Raw genomic sequence first — 16,936 nt, 5'->3', positions numbered from 1 at the left:
GGCTCAGTCCCCGTCGGCGAAGGAAAAGCCGGAGCTGAGGCCGATCGCGCCGCCATATTGGTCATTGAGACGGTAGATCAGGTCTTTGCCGTTGAGGAGCAGGTAATCCACCTTGGCGCGCTGATCATCTTTTTCCAGCGCCTTTTCCACGTCCGTATCGATTGTTCCGGAAATGCGGATCATCGACTTGGCGATGAAGTCGATTGAATTAACGATGGAGCGCTGATCGGGCGGCACGAGTTCGACCATATCGGCGGTGTGCAGCAGGGTCTGAACGGCCTTGATGTTGGTGGCAATGCTCTTCCACGTCAGGCCGGAGCGCCAGTAAATGGCGGTACGGGGAAACCGCGCCTTGTCAGGCCCCTTATAGAAGGTTTCGATCCGCTGGTCACGGATCGCCTCTGAGCCATGCACGAGAATGCCGAGCAGGGCAACCAGGGCCTCGCGCTCGTCTCGAAAGACCGGATTGTCCGCTCCGGGCTGCGTCCAGTTTTTCTGCGCGCCATCAGGGGCGTTCCAGCTGTCGGAAAGCTCGGCCGCCACATTGGCGATATTGCCGGCGATGGCCGCGCCGAAGCGGCAGCGGAAATCCCCCATTTTGTCGAGCAGTTCTTCCGCGCCAGTGCCGTAAAGCACGAATTCCAGCGCGCCAAGCCCCTGCGCCGCGACACTCTTGCCCTTCAGGCCGTCGGCGCTGGTGACGCTCTCATCCTTTTCCGAGAGGTAACGCTGCACCTGTTTCAGCCCCAGCCCCTTCTTGTCGGGGTAATAAAGCACGCGTTCGAAACGGTTCTGCTCGATGACAGGGCCGACCCGCACGATCTCGATGGTCGACCAGTTCGCTACCGTATCGGCAAAGGCTGCCTTGGCCGCCTCATCCGTCGTTTTGGAGGGCGCTGCGCAGAAGGCCTTCATGCTGCCTTCGAGCCTGTCTGCCGATTGCCGGAAGTGGTCGTAACCGGGGCGTATGAAGCCGTTCACCGCCTTTTCCATAACGCTCCGTACCTGTGCGGGGTCGAGCGGTGGCGGCGGCATCAGTTCCACATCCTGCGCCATCGTCGGCTGATTGGTCAAAAGCAGCAGCACGGAAACGAGGCCGGATATTTTTCGCATGGCATTTTTCATCAAAGGGACTCCAGAAAAGCCAGCAAAGCCTGCCGGTCGGATTTTTGCAAGGCGGCAAAGGCGTCGCGCGCTTTTTGCCCTTCGCCGCCGTGCCACAATATTGCTTCTGTCAGGCTGCGCGCCCGCCCGTCATGCAGGTAAAAACCATTGCCATTGACGCTTCGCGTCAGGCCGATGCCCCAGAGAGGCTGCGTTCGCCATTGTCTCCCGCTCGCTTCGCCCACGTGCTGGCCATCGGCAAGCTCCTCTCCCATGTCATGCAGCAGGAAATCCGAATAGGGCCAGATCAGCTGGAAAGAATGCATGGGGTCGCTCGCATCACGGCGGGTGACAAATTTCGGCGTATGGCAGGCCGTGCAGCCGGAGGTGTAGAAAAGCTGCTTTCCCCGCAGAGCGGTCGGATCACCGGCGTTGCGGCGCTGCGGTACGGCAAGGTTTTCAGTGTAAAAGGCTACAAGGTCGAGAACGGGGTCAGGGGCCTCCACCGGCCCCAGCCGTGGCTGCACGCCGGTCGGCATGGCAAGACAGTCCTTCTGGGTTTCGGTGCAATCACCATAGGCGTTCGGTGCATCCGCCGTGGAGATGCCGATATCGTGGGAGAACGCGCTGGCGCTCTGATCGCGAACGCTTGCATTTTGGGCTTTCCAGCCGAACCGCCCAAGTTTCAACTCGCCGGTGCGATGATCCCTGACCCACGCAGGGCGGCCGGCAATGCCATCGCCATTCTTGTCATCGGGATCGGCTTTGACCAGAATATCGATATCGGCAATGGCCTCGATCAGGCCAAGCCCGAGGGTTGGCATGGCGATCCGCGCCGAAACCGTCGTGTCGGCGCCAAGCGGGCCATATTGGAGGTCCGCTACGGCATAGGCAGGCTTGCGCAGCATCGCCACCTCTCCATCTAAGAGGCGCACGGGCGTTTCAGAGTAGGAAATGACCGGCTTGCCCTCGGCTGGAAGGCCGGGAATGGCAAGGTTCTGCAATTGCCGGCCATAGGTCTCGTCGGGGAAGTTCAGCACCTCGTGGCGCGCAATCGCGGTACGTTCCGCCTCGTTTCGGGCCGGTCGCGCCAACCGCAGAAACAGGGAGACGGCGTCTTCCCCGGCAAGAGGCGGGCGGCCTCTGCCATCCTTCACATGGCAGGTCTGGCAGGATCGCGCATTATAAAGCGGCCCCAGCCCGTCCGATGCCTGTGTGGAGGAGGGGGAGGAGACCCAGAGCTTCTGGAACAGCGCATTGCCGAGCTTGAAATCCTGCTTCCGCTCGAATTGCATGGTGGCGGAAGGATGCGAAAACGCGCCGCTATCGGCTTTGTTGGTACTGGTCGTTGCGCCGCCGGACATGGCCTCGAAGGGCTCGGGCCTGGTAAAATCCGTCGTCGGCGCGGTCACGGCCTGAACACGGTTATGGTCTTTCTCCGTCAGATCGCCACGCACCGGTTCGGCAAGAGATATCGACGCCACGAGGCAGGCTGCCCCGGCGAAGAAGAACGGCGTGCGGATCGGCAACAGCAAAATTGTCATTGAATCGGAAGCGTCTGGAAATAACGGGCCGCAGCGGTCTGCGGCCCGTCGTAAAGCTTATTTGAAAACGGTATTGGGATTGTCGAGGCTGTCAGATCCTTCAAGCTCGATCTTGCCGAGATCAAGCGCAGCAATGACGCGTTCAACGGTTTTCGTCTGGTCGATAAGACCGTCGATGGCCGCCTGAACCACGGCATTGCCTTCCTTGTTGCCTTCGCCGATCATCTGGTCATAGGCTTCAACGGTCTGGGCGCGCTTTTCCATCGCATGCATGGCGTCGAGCGTCTTGTTCAGCTTCGCCGTCATTTCGTCGTTCAGCGCCTTGTCCTTGGCGCCGACGAGTTCCGCCAGCGAGGCGCCGGTCATCTTCGTGCCGTCCACGCGGGTATATTCACCGGTATAGGCCGAAGCGATGCCGATGGCGTCGTTCAGATGCGAATTATAGGTGTTGTCTGAGAAGCAGTCATGCTCCTCTTCCGGGTCGTGCAGCAGCAGGCCAAGCTTCATGCGCTCGCCGGCCAATTCGCCATAGGAGAGCGAACCCATGCCGGTGAGAATGGCGGTAAGGCCGGCTTTCGGGTCGGCTTCCACCGTCTTCGTGGCTTCGCCTTCCGGCGCCCAGGCGTCCACCATCTCCTGAAGATCCTTGATCAGCAGGGTGGAGGCGGATTTCAGGTAATCAGCGCGACGGTCGCAATTGCCATTGGTGCATTTTGCCTTGTCGTAATCGGTATAGGGACGGTTGCCCGCGCCCGGTCCGGTGCCGTTCAGATCCTGGCCCCAGAGCAGGAACTCGATGGCGTGGTAGCCAGTCGTCACATTGGCTTCGACATCGCCCGCCTCGTGCAGGCTCTCGATCAGTTCAGGGGTGATCTTGGAGGCGTCGACCTCTTCACCGCTGATTTTGATTTTCGGATTAGCGATAAGGTTGGCGACGTAAAGCTCGTTCTCGTCGCTTTCCGTGCCGTAGGAACCGTCAACATAATCGATCAGGCCTTCATCCAGCGGCCAGGCGTTGACCTTGCCTTCCCAGGCATCAACGAGAGGATTGCCGAAACGGTAGACTTCCGACTGCTGGTAGGGAACGCGCGCCTTGATCCAGGCTTCACGGGCGGCCTTCAGGGTTTCTTCGCTCGGAGTTGCGATCAATGCGTCGATCGCCTTGTCCAGCGCCTTCGCCGTGGTCAGCGAATCCTCGTATTTCGCGTGCGCGACATCGGCGTAATGCTTGACGACAGCCGCCGCGTCAGTGGCGGCCTGTGCGGGAAGCGCGGTGAAAGCCGCCGATGCGGCAAGAAGCGCGAAAGAGGCGCTGAGAATGGTTTTGCGGATCATGATCCCTCTCCTTTGGCGGCCATGAAATGACTTCACGCCACAGCAGGGGAGTTCTGACCCAATCACAAACTTGTGTCAAACATTCTAGTTTAGAATGCTTTGAAACAAGCTCGGGCGGTATTTCGCAAGTAAAATCACTGCGTGCAAATCGGCTTTTATGCTTTGCGCTTCATCAAGCAGAAGAAGAAACCGTCCGTATCTGTGGTTGCAGGCGTCAGCGTCACTGTCTTTCCGTCGGAGGAATGCGGTTTGTTCGCATTTGCACCGAAAGTCGTCTGCCAGCGCTCCAGCGCAGAACCGATGACAAATTCGGGATTTTCCTCGCAGAAACGCCTGACCTGCTGTTCGTTTTCCTCAGGCAGAACGGAGCAGGTGACATAAAGCAACTCGCCGCCCGGCCGCACGAAACCCTTGGCCTGCGACAGCGCCTCACCCTGCTGCTGCACGCGTTCTTCTAGGTTGCGTGCCGTCAGCCGCCATTTGGTGTCGGGGCGGCGGCGCCATGTGCCGGTGCCGGTGCAGGGCGCATCCACTAGAACGCGGTCGAATTTTCCCTGGAAGGGTACAAGCCCTGCTGTACGATCATGGACCTGCACATTGCGGGTGCCGGCCCGCTTCAGCCGCTCGATGATTGGCGCAAGCCGCTTGCGGTCGGCGTCGAAGGCGTGAACCTGGCCTTTATTATTCATGCTGGCGGCCATGGCCAGCGTCTTGCCGCCGCCTCCGGCGCAATAATCGAGTATCTGTTCGCCCTCATGCGCGCCGGCGAGATCGGCTACGATCTGCGAACCCTCGTCCTGCACTTCGAACCAGCCCTTCTGGAAGGAGAGTTCGGCGGTCACATTCGGCAGGCGGGAGGGGCCTTCGCCGGCAGGGATGCGAACACCCTGGCGGGCGATACGGGTGGCTTCCGCGCCGCTTTCCGCAAGCGCCTTCAGCACCTTGTCGCGGGTTGCCTTCAGCGTGTTGGCGCGCAGGTCAAGGGTCGGCCGCTCATTCAGCGCCTGCGCTTCAGTAAGCCAGTTTTCACCAAATGCCGTTTCGAGGGAAGATTGCACCCATTCGGGAATATCGCCCTGAATATGGGCCGGCGCGTCACCGAGAGAGCGGGAGAGAAAGGCCTGCTGCCTTTGTTCGTCTGGTGCGGCGGGGGCGAACTTGTCGCCATCGAATTCCGCCGCCAGTTCCGAAAAGCTTTTGCCCCATTGGCGCAGCAGCACGGCATAACCAAGCGAGGCGGCGCTGTCGTCATCCATCAGCCAGGCGTGCGACAGCTTCATGCGCAGCGCGTCGTAGACGATGTTGCCGATCGCAGCCCGGTCGCCGGATCCCGCGAAACGATGGGCAAGGCCCCAGTCCTTCAAGGCATCGGCGACGGGACGCCTGCGTCCCTCGATATCCGCCAATACTTCGATTGCTCCGGCCAAACGCCCGCCCAAACGCATTGTCTACCTCTTTTGCTGATAAGCCCGGTTGGTAGACGCGAATGACGGCGAGGGCAAGGCTCAATCGGCCTTGACGATCTCGTAGCAGACCTTGGCTGTGCCGGAGCTGATCATGCCGATGTTCTTGGCGGCAGCCTTGGAAAGATCGAGAACGCGACCCTTGATGAACGGACCGCGGTCATTGATGCGCACCACCACGGCCTTGCCGTTGCGCGCGTTGGTAACCTTGACCTTGGTGCCGAACCGCAGTGAGCGGTGAGCGGCGGTCAGGTTGGCGGCGTTCATACGCTCGCCCGAAGCAGTCTTGGAGGTCAACGCATACCACGATGCGCCTCCACAACCATTTGCCGCATTCGCCTGAAGAGGCGCGATGATGGAACAGGCGGCTATAGTTGCAGCGGTGAAAGTTATACGACGGATATTCAACAAACTGTGCTTCCCTGAAAATCGGCCCCGCGCCGATTGATTGTGCCCTTGCTAAACGACCATGAACTGGCCTGAACGCCTTTTGATGCGAGATTGTAGGGCGAGGGAAAAATGGCGAAAAAAAGCTAAGCTCAAATCACGAAGTGTTACAGACTGTAATATTCGTGATCATTAGCCGGAAAGGTGTCCGTAGGGCGGACGGATAAGAAAATGGAAAAAATAACGCAGAATCAACGCGCAATCGAAATGCTGTTACAAGTCACGGCTTCGTGAATCCACTTCACGAAATGTGAGTGAAATATTTTTCTAATTGCTATGATTTTAGTGAATTTTGTTTGGTTAATAAAGTCCTAATTGACCAAAATGCGACGAAAACCATCCTCAAAAGTGGGTTTGGAAGGATTTTTCATCGCTTTTAACGGCTACGTCTTCAGCCTCGCCAGAGACCGTTTGCCCACAACTGCGTCAGCGAGGTTTTGTACTCCGGAAAGTCGAAATTGAAGCCGAGGCTGCGTATTTTAGCGTTGGAAACACGCTTGTTCTCGCCGTAGAAGGAGCGCGCCATAGGGGTCAGATCGGCGGTTTCGAATGCCTGTTCGGGCGGCGGCTCCACACCCATCAACGTCGCGGCGAAGCTCACGACATCCTGCGGCGGGCAGGGTTCGTCATCGGTAACGTTGAATGTACCGCGTTCGTTCCTGCTCGCCAGAAAGGCAAGTGCCGCACCGATATCCTCGACCCGGATGCGATTGAACACCTGATCTTTCTTCACCAGCCTGCGCGCCGTTCCCTTTTCGAAATTCATGAAGGCATTGCGTCCGGGGCCATAAATTCCGGACAGACGAAGGGTGACAAGCGGCACATTTGCTTTTTGGGCGGCCGCAGTCCAGGCAGCTTCGGCAGCGACCCGCTCCACGGAACGGGCGGAGACAGGGCGACAGGGGCTTTCTTCATCCACCCAGGCGCCGTCATGATCGCCATAAACACCGACGGTGGAGAGATAAGCCATCCATTCCAGCTTCGGCAGAAACCGTTTTAGATCGTCGCCCAGCAGCGCCAGCAACGGATCACCTTGCCCGCCGGGCGCGATGGACTGGACGAGATGTGTGATATTGCCCATCGCGGGGTTGAGATCGTCATTAAGATGGACGCCGTCAAAAAGGAACGGCGTCATGCCTGCGGCTTCGAGGTTCGGAAACTTATTCTGACTGCGCGTCGTACCGGAAATAGTATCAGCCACGGATTTCAGCGCGTTTGCGATGGCTTTTCCCGAATATCCCGCGCCAAAAATCATCACATGCATGCGTCACGCCTCTGCCAGTTGCCATTCCATTTCCGCCTCCGGATCGGTCTCCGGGGCGCGGGTGGCAGAGTATGTACGGAATTCTTCCCTGTCCATAAGTTGTGACAAAGCCCATGCGGCCATACCGCGCACCTCCGGTGAAGGGTCTGTTTCGGCAAGCGCCTTACATTGTTTCACGAATTGCCGGTCGGCGGAGTTTCCCGCCGCGATCAGCACGTTGCGGATAAACCGGTTGCGGCCGATCCGTTTGACCGGAGAGCCGCTGAAAAAGCTGCGGAAGGCGGCATCGTCGAGGGTCAGCAGAAAGGAAATGGAAGGTTCCTTCAGGTCCTCGCGCGCCTGCAATTTCATCTCGGAGGCGCTCGCTGCAAACTTGTTCCACGGACAGGCGGCAAGGCAATCGTCGCAACCATAGATGCGGTTGCCGATCATCGGTCGTAATTCGTGCGGAATGACGCCCTTATGCTCGATGGTGAGATAGGAGATGCATCGGCGCGCATCGAGCTGATAGGGGGCGGGAAAAGCGGCCGTCGGACAGGCATCGAGACAGGCGCGACAGGAACCGCAATGATCCTTCTCCGCCTCATCAAGACAGAGCTCGGCGGTGGTGAACATGCTGCCGAGAAACAGCCAGGAACCATGTGTGCGGCTGACGAGGTTGGTATGCTTGCCCTGCCAGCCGAGCCCGGCGGCGGCGGCAAGCGGTTTTTCCATTACCGGCGCGGTATCGACAAAGACCTTCACATCCTCGCCGGCACGGGCCGCAAAACGGGTGGCGATTTCCTTCAGCCGTCCCTTGATAATGTCGTGATAATCGCGATTGCGGGCATAGACCGAAATGGCTGCCTTGTCCGGTTTCGAAAGCACGCCACGCGGGTCTTCCTCCGGGCCGTAATTCAATCCGAACATGACGATGGAGCGCACGTCGCCCCATAGCGTTTTCGGCTGAGCCCGGCGGGCCTCCGTTTCCTCCATCCAGGCCATCGTGCCGTGGTAACCCTTGTCGAGAAACAACCTCAGCCGTTCCGGGGCCAGCGGAATGCTGTCCGGTGCGGTGATGCGGCAGAGATCAAAGCCAAGCGAAAGCGCTTCCTGGCGAACGAAATCCGTCAGTTTGCGGGCGCGTATTCGCTGCTTGTCGCTGGCAACGTCGATGGTCGTTTCTCCCGAGGGTTATTCTGCGACTTATATATGCTCAACGCAGGCCGCAGCAAATAACCGGGAAGGCGAGGCTTAAAAATCCAGGTCGGCGTAGTGCGAGGAGGGGGCAAGGCGCGGAATACGCTCGCTCAGGAACGGCCGGAACGATGGGCGGGATTTCAGCCGCTGGTACCATTCCTTGGCGATCGGCGCTTCGAGCCAGTTGATCTCACCAAGATAGTCCAGCACCGAAACACCGGCTGCGGCGGCAAGGTCGGCATAGCTCAACCGGTCGCCGGCCAGCCATGTGCGCGAACCCGCCAGCCATTCCAGATATTTGATGTGCTGGCGGATATTGTTGCGGGCAGTGCGCAACAGCTTGGAATCCGGCGGCCCGCCACCCTGCGCGGTCGTCATCTGCAATTTATAAACTCGCTCCCGCACCAGCGGCCGGGTCACGTCATTTTCCATCTTCTGCAGAAACCACTCCGTCAGGCGGCGGATTTCCGCGCGCTGAAACGGGTCTTCTGCCAGAAGTCGCCTGTCGCGTTTCAAAACCCCATGCGTTTCATCAAGAAACTCGGCAAGCACGTAAGGCCCGCTGAGGGAACGCATATTGTCATCCAGATAGACAGGCAGGGTGCCGGCCGGATTGAGCGCCAGAAACTCCCGCCGTCTTTCCCACGGCTGCTCTTCCACGAGATCGGTTTGGAACCCGTATTCTGCGAGGATCAGACGAACGAACCGGGATGCGGTCGACATCGGAGAATGATAGAGAGTTGGCATCGGTACTCAATTTTTACAATTGGTTGTCATGATCGGCATTTGCCGGAAAACTTTTTCAGTTTCGCTTCATCAAGACGCTATAAGAGCTTGGCTACTTTAAAACAAGTTTAACGAAATTTCATTCCCTTCCCGCTTTTCCCTGAAAAAAAGGATACGTCATGGGTGACCAATCGATCATCAGCGCGCTTCTGCTGGGCATTATCGAGGGTCTGACGGAGTTTATTCCCGTTTCCTCAACGGCGCATGTGCTGCTGGCCGGGCACTTCCTCGGCTTCAAATCACCCGGCAATACCTTTGCCGTTCTTATTCAGCTTGGTGCGATCCTCGCGATCCTTCTTGTTTATTTTCAAAAGCTTGTGTCGATCGCGATCGCCCTGCCGACCAGCGCCAAGGCGCGCCGCTTCGTGCTGGCCGTCGCGCTTGCCTTCCTGCCGGCGGCGGTGATCGGCGCGTTGGCGCACGACTTCATCAAGACGGTGCTGTTCGAAACGCCGATGCTGATTTGCGTCGTCCTGATTATCGGCGGCGTCATATTGCTCGCTGTCGACCGCATGCCATTAAAACCGAAATATACCGACATCATGGATTATCCGCCGTCGCTTGCCTTCAAGATCGGCCTCTTTCAGTGCCTTGCAATGATCCCTGGCACCTCGCGCTCGGGCGCCACCATTGTCGGCTCGCTGCTGATGGGCACGGACAAGCGGTCCGCCGCCGAGTTCTCGTTTTTCCTGGCGATGCCGACCATGCTTGGCGCTTTCACCCTCGATCTCTACAAGAACCGCGATGCGCTGAGCTTTGATGACGGCGCGCTGATCGCCGTCGGTTTCATCGCCGCTTTCGTCTCCGGCCTGTTCGTCGTGCGTTCGCTGCTGGACTACGTCTCGCGCCGGGGTTTTGCTGCCTTCGCCTGGTGGCGCATTGCCATCGGGTCGCTCGGCCTGATCGCGCTTCTGGTCTTCGGGTAATCCACTCGTGGACCTGCGAACCAAAAAGAAAAAGCGCCCCGGGAAACCAGAGGCGCTTTTTTGAATCTTGTGAAAGCCGATCAGTTGGTGCTGATCGAAGCCGTTGCGCAGGGGTCGACGCCGTAGGCGGGAGCGCAACCGCTCTTGCCCGCTGCAACCGTTCCCGGCGCCATGAAAGAACCCGCCAGAACCACCAAAGCCGCACACGCAAAAAAGAGTGCGATAGATCTGCCCATTTTATGATTGCCTTTCAGACGTTCGTTCGCGCGGCTCATGCCGCCGTGTGTGAATTGAGGGTCCGGGATATGTTTGGAATGTGGCCAATATCAATAAAGCAGCTTGCTGAATACCGGGTTAATGCGAAGTCTTTTCCACAGTTGCGCTTGTGCCACGCTTACGTGTTGCGGCCGAAGGCCGTTAACTTTTACCCGGCTTTGCAAACTCGCCCCTGTCGATGCTGCACCTCCCCTTCAGTTGAGAGGGAAATGCGCTCATAACGGTTTGGTTGCAATTCAATCGCGCAAAAGGAAAAAGCGGGAATGGCTCCCGCTTCCGTTCAGAATGGCGATGCCTGAAGCGAAGTTTCAGGCGGCTTTTCCGGCGTTGGAGAACTGACCGTGTGTGCGGTACTGCACCATGTAAGAGGGCAGAACCGAAGCGACACGAACGGGGTTGATGCCGATGCCTTCCAGTGTCAGGCCGTTCTTTTCCGCCTCGCTGGAAACGACATTGTCCTTTTTCAGCATGGTCACTTGATCGGCCGTCAGCGGTGGCGTGATGAGCGGCACCATTGAAGCGATCTTGCCGATCGTCGAAGCGATGCCGAAAGGCAGATTGACGAAAGGACGCTGACGGTAAGTTGCGGCAAGAACCGCCTCGAGACAGTCGCGGAACGTCATTACGTCCTGACCGCCGAGTTCATAGATAGCGCCGGGCTTCAGCTTGCCATCGACGCTGCGGGCGACGGCTTCGGCGACATCCTCGACATAAACAGGCTGGAATTTGGTTTTTCCACCGCCGATCAGCGGCAGGAAAGGCAGGCTGCGGGCCATCTTGGCGAATTTGTTGAAGAAATCGTCTTCCGGTCCGAAAATTATTGACGGGCGCAGGATCACGGCGCCGGGCAGGACGGAATGAATGGCGGCCTCGGCGCGGCCCTTGGTGCGGCCGTAGCCGGTCTGCGAACCCGCATCCGCGCCGATCGCGGAGATATGCGTCAGCGTCGCACCGACATTGCGGGCGGCTTCGGCAATGGCTTTGGCGCCGAATTCCTGCACGGCGTCAAAGGTGTTGCGGCCGCTTTCAGTGAGGATGCCGACGCAATTGACCACATGGTCAGCGTCTTCGACGGCTTTGATGATGGAGTCGCGATAACGCAGGTTCGCCTGGGCAAAGGAAATCTGGCCAACATTGCCGAGTGGCTGCAGGAAACCGGCAAGATCCGGGCGGCGCACGGCAACACGGATGCGATAACCGCGTCTTGCGAGCATTCTCACGACATGCCGCCCGACAAAACCCGAACCGCCGAAAACGGTGACGAGGGGTGGAAGGTTGGCCAAGGTCATGGGAGGCTCCTCAGAAGCTGTCGATAAAGTGTTTTTCAGTCTCTTAGCCCAAAGCCGCGCGCGCGTGAAGAGACGTTCTCGCAAGCTGTGGCCAGGGTTCTGGAAATCGGATTGAAGTTCGTCAAATTCCTTCGACGATCATCATATCGGTATCGGCGACGTCCTGACGGATTTTGGCCGCCGCCTGATATTCGGGCGAGTTGTAGCAATCGATGGCGTGCTGCACCGAGGGGAACTCGATCACGACGTTGCGTCCGCGCGCCTTTCCTTCCAGTTCGGTCAAAGCGCCGCCCCTAGCCAGAAAATTGGCGCCGAACCGCTCGAAAGCGGGCTTCGCCGTCGCGACATAGTCCTTGTAGTGCTCGCTATCGCGTACATCGACGTGGGCGATCCAATATCCCTTAGCCATTTCGTCTCCTCCGATGGTTTTTACTGATTTGCGGGAAAGCTGGCGCGCAGCATGTCGTCCAGAATGGCGCGGGCCGCCGCCTTCGGGTCTTCCGCCCTGACGATGGGACGGGCGACGACCAGATGGCTCGAACCGGCTTTGATCGCATCGTAAGGCGTCATCACCCGCTTCTGATCACCGAGATCTGCACCCGCCGGGCGGATGCCGGGGGTAACGACGGCAAGATCGGGACCGAGAATTTCACGCACGGCGGTTGATTCCTCCGCCGAACAGACGATGCCGCCCATGCCCGCCTCGCGCGCCTGTTGCGCCCGGCGCAGCACCAGCGAACGGGCATCCGAGGCGTAACCGGCTTCCGCGAGATCACTGTCGTCCATCGAGGTCAGCACGGTGACGCCGAGCAGGCAGAGGCCTGAGCCTTCGGCCGCCTTGACTGCGGCACGCATGGCCTTTGGATAGGCGTGCAAGGTCAGCATCGACATACCCATGCGGGCGATGTTCTCGACACCGGATGCGACGGTATTGTCGATGTCCAGCAGCTTCATGTCGAGAAAGACCTTCTTGCCGCTTTGAACAAGGTCACGCGCAAATTCGAGACCGCCTGCGAATACCAGCTGATAGCCGATCTTGTAGAACAGAACCTCGTCGCCGATTTTTGAGACGATGTCTTCGGCCTGCTGCACAGTCGGAACATCCAGCCCGACGATGAGTTTTTCGCGCGCGGTCATTGTTTTATCCCTGCCATGTTTCCATTGCCGTCCAGTCGCATGGGGGGGACGCTGCTGCAAGTGAAAACTCGGCGATGGAAAAGCAGAAAAGATTGCCGCCGCCCGGCGGCTGGTCCTTGGCGCGGCTGATGCCGCGGCCTTCGACATGGCATTTCAAAAGCGTACCCACGCCGCCATGGCCAACAAAGGCGATAGGGTGTTGCGGGTCGTGCTGGTCGAGAACGGTTTTGACCGCGCCGACGATCCGCGCCTGCGCGTCGATCGCCCTTTCCCAACCGTGAAAGCTTTCGTCAGGATGGGCGAAGAACCAGTCCGCTGCCTTTTCAAATTCCGGCGGCGGCAGGAAGCCGGTGGCAGACCGGTCGTTCTCATGCATCGCTTCGATAATCTCTATCGCCGCACCGGAGGTTTCCGCGAGGATACGGGCGGTTTCGATAGCCTTGGTTTCGGCGCTGGAAACGATGTGCCGCAATGCCCGCGCCCAGGGCAGGCGACTTGCCTCCCGCGCCCGCTCGACACCCCTGTCCGAAAGTCCCCACTCAGGAACAGGAACCGTCGGATCGATCTTGACCTGGGGATGGGTGATGTAGAGCGCATGCATGGCAATCGGTCCTCAAGGGCAATGGAAAGGGCAAACCAACACCCTAACCATCCGTCACGACCGGGAAATGACGGCCTTGTCCATTCTGCCGTGTGGTCAGGCCCGCGTATAGGTCCACAATTGTGCCGGCGGAATATTGCGCACGATGAAATCAAAATGGCGGATGTGGTAAAGATGGGGCTGCGCGACGATCGGGGAAATCGGACCGTAGGATATCTGCATGACGGGGCGGCCGTGCGGTACGCGCTTCAGCAATTCGTCGAGAAGCTTGATGCGGGCGGCCATGGGGAAATTCAGCATCGGTACGGCGGAAATGACGCTGTCGAACATCTGGCCCTTGTGTTCGCCGAGCGTCGCATCGAGATCGAAAGCGTCGCCATTGACGAAGTTGACGCCGGGATAACTTCTGAGCAGCTGATTGTAGAAATCGGTCGAATATTCGATGGCCGTCAGGCTTTCCGGCTTGATGCCGCGCGCCAGAATGGCCTTGGTGATGACACCCGTGCCCGGGCCGAGTTCGAGAACCGGCAGGCCGGAATGGGGATTGATGACACTCGCCATTTTTTTCGCCGTGATCGACGATGTCGGAACAATGGCGCCGACTTTTTTCGGCTGGCTGACCATGCCCTTGAAAAAGCGGATTTCTTCCTCAAATTTCTGCTCAAGGCGTTGCTTCAGGTTAAGTGCCATAATTCCCCTCGGATACATTTTTGGTCATTGTCAAAAAACGGTTACGTACTGTTGATCTCATTTGGCGCAAAAACAAGGCAAAATGTCGTAACTGGAAAAATTCGCTTATCGTTTGAAACACACGGTAGCCGAATCAAAAAACGCCGGGGAAGCGATCCACCGGCGTTTTTGATTGAATTGGCAAAAAACAGCCGTTTAAACGCGCATCGGCATCAGAACATAGAGTGCATCATCGCCGGCAGTGTCGCGAACGAGCGTCGGCGATCCGGCATCTGCCAGCAGAAAAATCGCATCCTCGCCGGAAAGCTGCGACGTGATGTCGAGGAGATATTTGGCATTGAAGCCGATTTCCATCGAATCATTGTCGTAACCAACGGCCACTTCTTCGGTAGCACTTCCCGAGTCGGGATTGTTGACGGTTAACGTCAACTGCCCGTCTGTCAGCGCCAGCTTTACGGCGCGTCCGCGCTCGGAAGAAATCGTCGAGACGCGGTCGACGGCGCGTGCGAAGGTCTGGCAATCGACGCGCATTTCCTTGTCGTTGCCGGTCGGGATCACGCGCTGGTAATCCGGGAAGGTGCCGTCGATCAGCTTCGAGGTCAAAACCACCGAACCGATGGTCAGGCGGATCTTGGCGTCCGAGACCTCGACGGTGACTTCCAGTTCCGGATTGTCCATCAGCTTCTGCAATTCGCCAACGGTCTTGCGCGGAATGATGATGCCCGGCATGCCTTCGGAACCGGAAGGAGCATCCACATCGGCGCGCGCCAGACGGTGACCGTCCGTCGCGACAGCGCGCAGCTTCAGGTCGCCGCCGCTTTCGATGGTGTGGAAGAAGATGCCGTTCAGGTAATAACGCGTCTCTTCGGTCGAAATCGCAAATTGCGTCCGGTCGATCAGCATCTTCAGGTCGGTCGCCTTCAGTTTGAAGGTGTGGCTGAAGGTGCCGGCGGTCAAATCCGGGAAGTCGGTTTCCGGCAGGCATTGCAGCGAGAACTTCGAACGGCCGGAGGCAACCGTCATTGAAGAGCCGTCCGGGTTGGTCGCCAGAAGCACCTCGGAACCGTCAGGCAGCTTGCGCACGATTTCATAAAGCAGGTGCGCCGGCACGGTGGTGGCGCCCGCCTGTTCCACCATGGCTGGCGTCGCTTCGGTGATTTCGAGGTCAAGATCGGTCGCCTTCATGTCCAGATTGGCGCCGGATGCGCGCAAGAGGACGTTGGACAGGATCGGGATCGTGTTGCGACGCTCAACAACCCGGTGCACGTGGTTCAGCGATTTAAGAAGGTTCGACCGCTCAAGAGTAATACGCATGGACGCTACCGCTTTCAACCGTTGCGAACCGGCCACCGCCGGATCGGCAAGAAGAGTCTTGACCGGCAAAAAGCCGGATAATGTGGACGGGCAAAATGGCAGAGTTATTGCTGAAAATGCAAGAGCCGAGTGCATCTGCTTCCGCTCATTTTGCTGCTATACAGCATGATCCACAGGATGTGGCGGCCGATGGACCTTGTTCGGCGGTTTTCTATTGCCCATAAAGGGGGCAAAACCGGAGTGAACGGCCGGGATTGATCGGCCAGAATGATTGGAAGCCGTGTGACGGAAGAAATATCGAACAGCGAAACCAGACAGGCAACAAAGGAATTCAGGATCGGTACGGCCACCATTCCGGCACGGCCGCTGGAGCCGGCGCTCTATCTCGTGGCCACCCCCATCGGCAATCTGGGCGATATCACCATCCGGGCGCTGGAAACGCTGGCCTCTGCCGATGTCCTCGCCTGCGAGGATACCCGCGTCACCCGTATCCTGCTTGAGCGTTACGGCATACGCAACCGCCCGTTCGCCTATCATGAGCACAATGCGAACGAAGCGGGGCCGAAGCTCATTGCCGCGCTGGAGGCCGGAAAATCCGTGGCGCTGGTATCGGATGCCGGAACGCCGCTCGTTTCCGATCCCGGTTATCGTCTTGGTCAGCTGGCGCTTGAGGCCGGCCATCGCGTCGTGCCGGTGCCGGGCGCATCGGCGCCGCTTGCCGCCCTTGTTGGATCAGGCATGCCGAGCGACGCCTTCCTGTTTGCGGGCTTTTTGCCGGTGAAGGATCGCGGCAAGCGCGACCGCTTTGCCGAACTTGCGAAAATTCCCGCCACTTTGATCTTCTTTGAATCGCCACGCCGCATCAGCACCACCGTCAAGGTGGCGTCGGAAGTGCTCGGCCGCGACCGCCGCGCCGTGGTCTGCCGCGAACTGACCAAGACTTTCGAGGAATTCCGTCGCGGCACACTCGGCGAGCTTGCGGAATATTACGACGAGGACCGGGTGGTGAAGGGTGAGATTGTGCTGCTGATAGAGCCGCCCTCCTATGACGAAATTCCCGATATCGAGGATGTCGAGACGCTGCTGAAGGATCTGGTTGCAACCATGCCTGCCGCCAAAGCCGCGGGCGAGGCATCAAAACTGACCGGCTTGCCGCGCAAGGAGCTTTACCAGCGGCTGCTGGATATGAAGGGCAGGGATGGCGGCTGACGGGCGAAAGAACACTCGCCGCAAGGCCGAGCGGCGCGGCCACAACGCCGAATATTGGGCAGCGCTTTATCTGCTGTTCAGGGGATATCGCATCCTCGCGATCCGGTATCGTACCCGGCTTGGCGAAATCGATCTCATCGCCCGCAAGCGGGATGTGGTCGCTATTGTCGAGGTCAAGGCGCGTTCTTCCGGTGTCGCGGCTGTCGATGCGGTCGGCTTTCATTCGCAGCAACGCATCCGCGCCGCCGCCGATCTCTGGCTGTCTCGCCGCAGGGATGCCGAGCGATTTTCGCTGCGCTTCGATATCGTCGCCGTTCTGCCGCGACGCCTGCCGCAGCACTTCATCGATGCTTTTTGAGGGGAGGGAAGGCA

Annotated in this window: 17 protein-coding genes; 3 read left to right on the top strand and 14 right to left on the bottom strand. The window is 58.7% G+C overall.

Annotated features, from left to right (window positions below; translation table 11 throughout):
* Positions 1-3: 3 nt before the first annotated feature.
* From DXT96_RS13885 to DXT96_RS13850, 8 genes are all read right to left on the bottom strand, one after another.
* Positions 4-1,125 (bottom strand): imelysin family protein, encoded by a 1,122-nt coding sequence (locus tag DXT96_RS13885; RefSeq protein ID WP_153515224.1) that lies wholly within the window; start codon positions 1,123-1,125, stop codon positions 4-6.
* Positions 1,125-2,648 carry a di-heme oxidoredictase family protein gene (locus DXT96_RS13880; protein WP_153515223.1) on the bottom strand — a complete coding sequence of 508 codons (1,524 nt, stop codon included), beginning with the start codon at positions 2,646-2,648 and terminating at the stop codon, positions 1,125-1,127. Before DXT96_RS13880 ends, DXT96_RS13885 begins: the two co-directional genes overlap by 1 nt.
* Before the next feature lie 57 nt (positions 2,649-2,705).
* Entirely contained in the window at positions 2,706-3,983 is a 1,278-nt protein-coding gene (locus tag DXT96_RS13875) for an imelysin family protein (protein ID WP_153515222.1), read from the bottom strand.
* 155 nt (positions 3,984-4,138) lie between these two features.
* A complete protein-coding gene (locus tag DXT96_RS13870) occupies positions 4,139-5,428 on the bottom strand; it encodes an RsmB/NOP family class I SAM-dependent RNA methyltransferase (RefSeq protein WP_149898365.1) in 1,290 nt (429 codons plus the stop codon).
* A gap of 60 nt (positions 5,429-5,488) precedes the next feature.
* On the bottom strand, positions 5,489-5,857 hold the full coding sequence (locus tag DXT96_RS13865) for a septal ring lytic transglycosylase RlpA family protein (protein ID WP_035219318.1): 369 nt from the start codon (positions 5,855-5,857) through the stop codon (positions 5,489-5,491).
* Positions 5,858-6,284: 427 nt separating this feature from the next.
* Positions 6,285-7,157, bottom strand: coding sequence for an SDR family oxidoreductase (locus DXT96_RS13860; RefSeq protein ID WP_153515221.1), 873 nt, complete (start codon positions 7,155-7,157; stop codon positions 6,285-6,287).
* A 3-nt stretch (positions 7,158-7,160) separates the two neighbouring features.
* On the bottom strand, positions 7,161-8,312 hold the full coding sequence (gene queG, locus DXT96_RS13855; protein WP_371418875.1) for a tRNA epoxyqueuosine(34) reductase QueG: 1,152 nt from the start codon (positions 8,310-8,312) through the stop codon (positions 7,161-7,163).
* A 78-nt stretch (positions 8,313-8,390) separates the two neighbouring features.
* Positions 8,391-9,083, bottom strand: a complete 693-nt coding sequence (locus DXT96_RS13850; protein ID WP_142840881.1) for a glutathione S-transferase family protein — start codon at positions 9,081-9,083, stop codon at positions 8,391-8,393.
* A 158-nt stretch (positions 9,084-9,241) separates the two neighbouring features.
* On the opposite strand from DXT96_RS13850, the gene DXT96_RS13845 reads away from it, so the two are divergent.
* A complete protein-coding gene (locus DXT96_RS13845) occupies positions 9,242-10,048 on the top strand; it encodes an undecaprenyl-diphosphate phosphatase (RefSeq protein ID WP_153515219.1) in 807 nt (268 codons plus the stop codon).
* A 584-nt stretch (positions 10,049-10,632) separates the two neighbouring features.
* Here DXT96_RS13845 and DXT96_RS13830 read toward each other — a convergent pair.
* The 6 genes from DXT96_RS13830 to dnaN all read right to left on the bottom strand — a co-directional run bounded on the left by DXT96_RS13830 (position 10,633) and on the right by dnaN (position 15,355).
* On the bottom strand, positions 10,633-11,613 hold the full coding sequence (locus tag DXT96_RS13830) for a complex I NDUFA9 subunit family protein (RefSeq protein WP_153515218.1): 981 nt from the start codon (positions 11,611-11,613) through the stop codon (positions 10,633-10,635).
* A gap of 121 nt (positions 11,614-11,734) precedes the next feature.
* Positions 11,735-12,022, bottom strand: coding sequence for a DUF1330 domain-containing protein (locus tag DXT96_RS13825; RefSeq protein WP_153515217.1), 288 nt, complete (start codon positions 12,020-12,022; stop codon positions 11,735-11,737).
* A gap of 20 nt (positions 12,023-12,042) precedes the next feature.
* A complete protein-coding gene (gene pyrF / locus DXT96_RS13820) occupies positions 12,043-12,750 on the bottom strand; it encodes an orotidine-5'-phosphate decarboxylase (RefSeq protein WP_046799272.1) in 708 nt (235 codons plus the stop codon).
* Positions 12,751-12,754: 4 nt separating this feature from the next.
* A complete protein-coding gene (locus DXT96_RS13815) occupies positions 12,755-13,351 on the bottom strand; it encodes a histidine phosphatase family protein (protein ID WP_153515216.1) in 597 nt (198 codons plus the stop codon).
* A gap of 96 nt (positions 13,352-13,447) precedes the next feature.
* Positions 13,448-14,041, bottom strand: a complete 594-nt coding sequence (gene pmtA / locus DXT96_RS13810; protein WP_149898373.1) for a phospholipid N-methyltransferase PmtA — start codon at positions 14,039-14,041, stop codon at positions 13,448-13,450.
* Positions 14,042-14,236: 195 nt separating this feature from the next.
* The gene (gene dnaN, locus DXT96_RS13805; RefSeq protein ID WP_149898374.1) at positions 14,237-15,355 is read right to left on the bottom strand and encodes a DNA polymerase III subunit beta; all 1,119 of its coding nucleotides are present in this window, start codon (positions 15,353-15,355) and stop codon (positions 14,237-14,239) included.
* 267 nt (positions 15,356-15,622) lie between these two features.
* Between dnaN and rsmI the strand changes: the two genes are divergently transcribed.
* A complete protein-coding gene (gene rsmI / locus DXT96_RS13800; RefSeq protein ID WP_149898375.1) occupies positions 15,623-16,564 on the top strand; it encodes a 16S rRNA (cytidine(1402)-2'-O)-methyltransferase in 942 nt (313 codons plus the stop codon).
* Positions 16,554-16,922, top strand: coding sequence for a YraN family protein (locus DXT96_RS13795; protein WP_137085835.1), 369 nt, complete (start codon positions 16,554-16,556; stop codon positions 16,920-16,922). Before rsmI ends, DXT96_RS13795 begins: the two co-directional genes overlap by 11 nt.
* The last annotated feature ends 14 nt before the right edge of the window (positions 16,923-16,936 follow it).

Origin of the sequence: Agrobacterium sp. ICMP 6402 (assembly GCF_009498615.1) — a bacterium.
GTDB classification, from domain to species: Bacteria; Pseudomonadota; Alphaproteobacteria; order Rhizobiales; family Rhizobiaceae; genus Agrobacterium; species Agrobacterium burrii.
Note: the sequence above shows the minus strand (reverse complement) of the source record. Positions and strands in the feature narration are given on the sequence as shown.

What these genes read in the sequence shown, in the direction of transcription:
- DXT96_RS13885 (WP_153515224.1), bottom strand. Translation starts at nt 1,125, where the DNA reads ATGAAAAATGCCATGCGAAAAATATCCGGCCTCGTTTCCGTGCTGCTG.
- DXT96_RS13880 (WP_153515223.1), bottom strand. Translation starts at nt 2,648, where the DNA reads ATGACAATTTTGCTGTTGCCGATCCGCACGCCGTTCTTCTTCGCCGGG.
- DXT96_RS13875 (WP_153515222.1), bottom strand. Translation starts at nt 3,983, where the DNA reads ATGATCCGCAAAACCATTCTCAGCGCCTCTTTCGCGCTTCTTGCCGCA.
- DXT96_RS13870 (WP_149898365.1), bottom strand. Translation starts at nt 5,428, where the DNA reads ATGCGTTTGGGCGGGCGTTTGGCCGGAGCAATCGAAGTATTGGCGGAT.
- DXT96_RS13860 (WP_153515221.1), bottom strand. Translation starts at nt 7,157, where the DNA reads ATGCATGTGATGATTTTTGGCGCGGGATATTCGGGAAAAGCCATCGCA.
- DXT96_RS13850 (WP_142840881.1), bottom strand. Translation starts at nt 9,083, where the DNA reads ATGCCAACTCTCTATCATTCTCCGATGTCGACCGCATCCCGGTTCGTT.
- DXT96_RS13845 (WP_153515219.1), top strand. Translation starts at nt 9,242, where the DNA reads ATGGGTGACCAATCGATCATCAGCGCGCTTCTGCTGGGCATTATCGAG.
- DXT96_RS13830 (WP_153515218.1), bottom strand. Translation starts at nt 11,613, where the DNA reads ATGACCTTGGCCAACCTTCCACCCCTCGTCACCGTTTTCGGCGGTTCG.
- DXT96_RS13825 (WP_153515217.1), bottom strand. Translation starts at nt 12,022, where the DNA reads ATGGCTAAGGGATATTGGATCGCCCACGTCGATGTACGCGATAGCGAG.
- pyrF (WP_046799272.1), bottom strand. Translation starts at nt 12,750, where the DNA reads ATGACCGCGCGCGAAAAACTCATCGTCGGGCTGGATGTTCCGACTGTG.
- DXT96_RS13815 (WP_153515216.1), bottom strand. Translation starts at nt 13,351, where the DNA reads ATGCATGCGCTCTACATCACCCATCCCCAGGTCAAGATCGATCCGACG.
- pmtA (WP_149898373.1), bottom strand. Translation starts at nt 14,041, where the DNA reads ATGGCACTTAACCTGAAGCAACGCCTTGAGCAGAAATTTGAGGAAGAA.
- dnaN (WP_149898374.1), bottom strand. Translation starts at nt 15,355, where the DNA reads ATGCGTATTACTCTTGAGCGGTCGAACCTTCTTAAATCGCTGAACCAC.
- rsmI (WP_149898375.1), top strand. Translation starts at nt 15,623, where the DNA reads ATGATTGGAAGCCGTGTGACGGAAGAAATATCGAACAGCGAAACCAGA.
- DXT96_RS13795 (WP_137085835.1), top strand. Translation starts at nt 16,554, where the DNA reads ATGGCGGCTGACGGGCGAAAGAACACTCGCCGCAAGGCCGAGCGGCGC.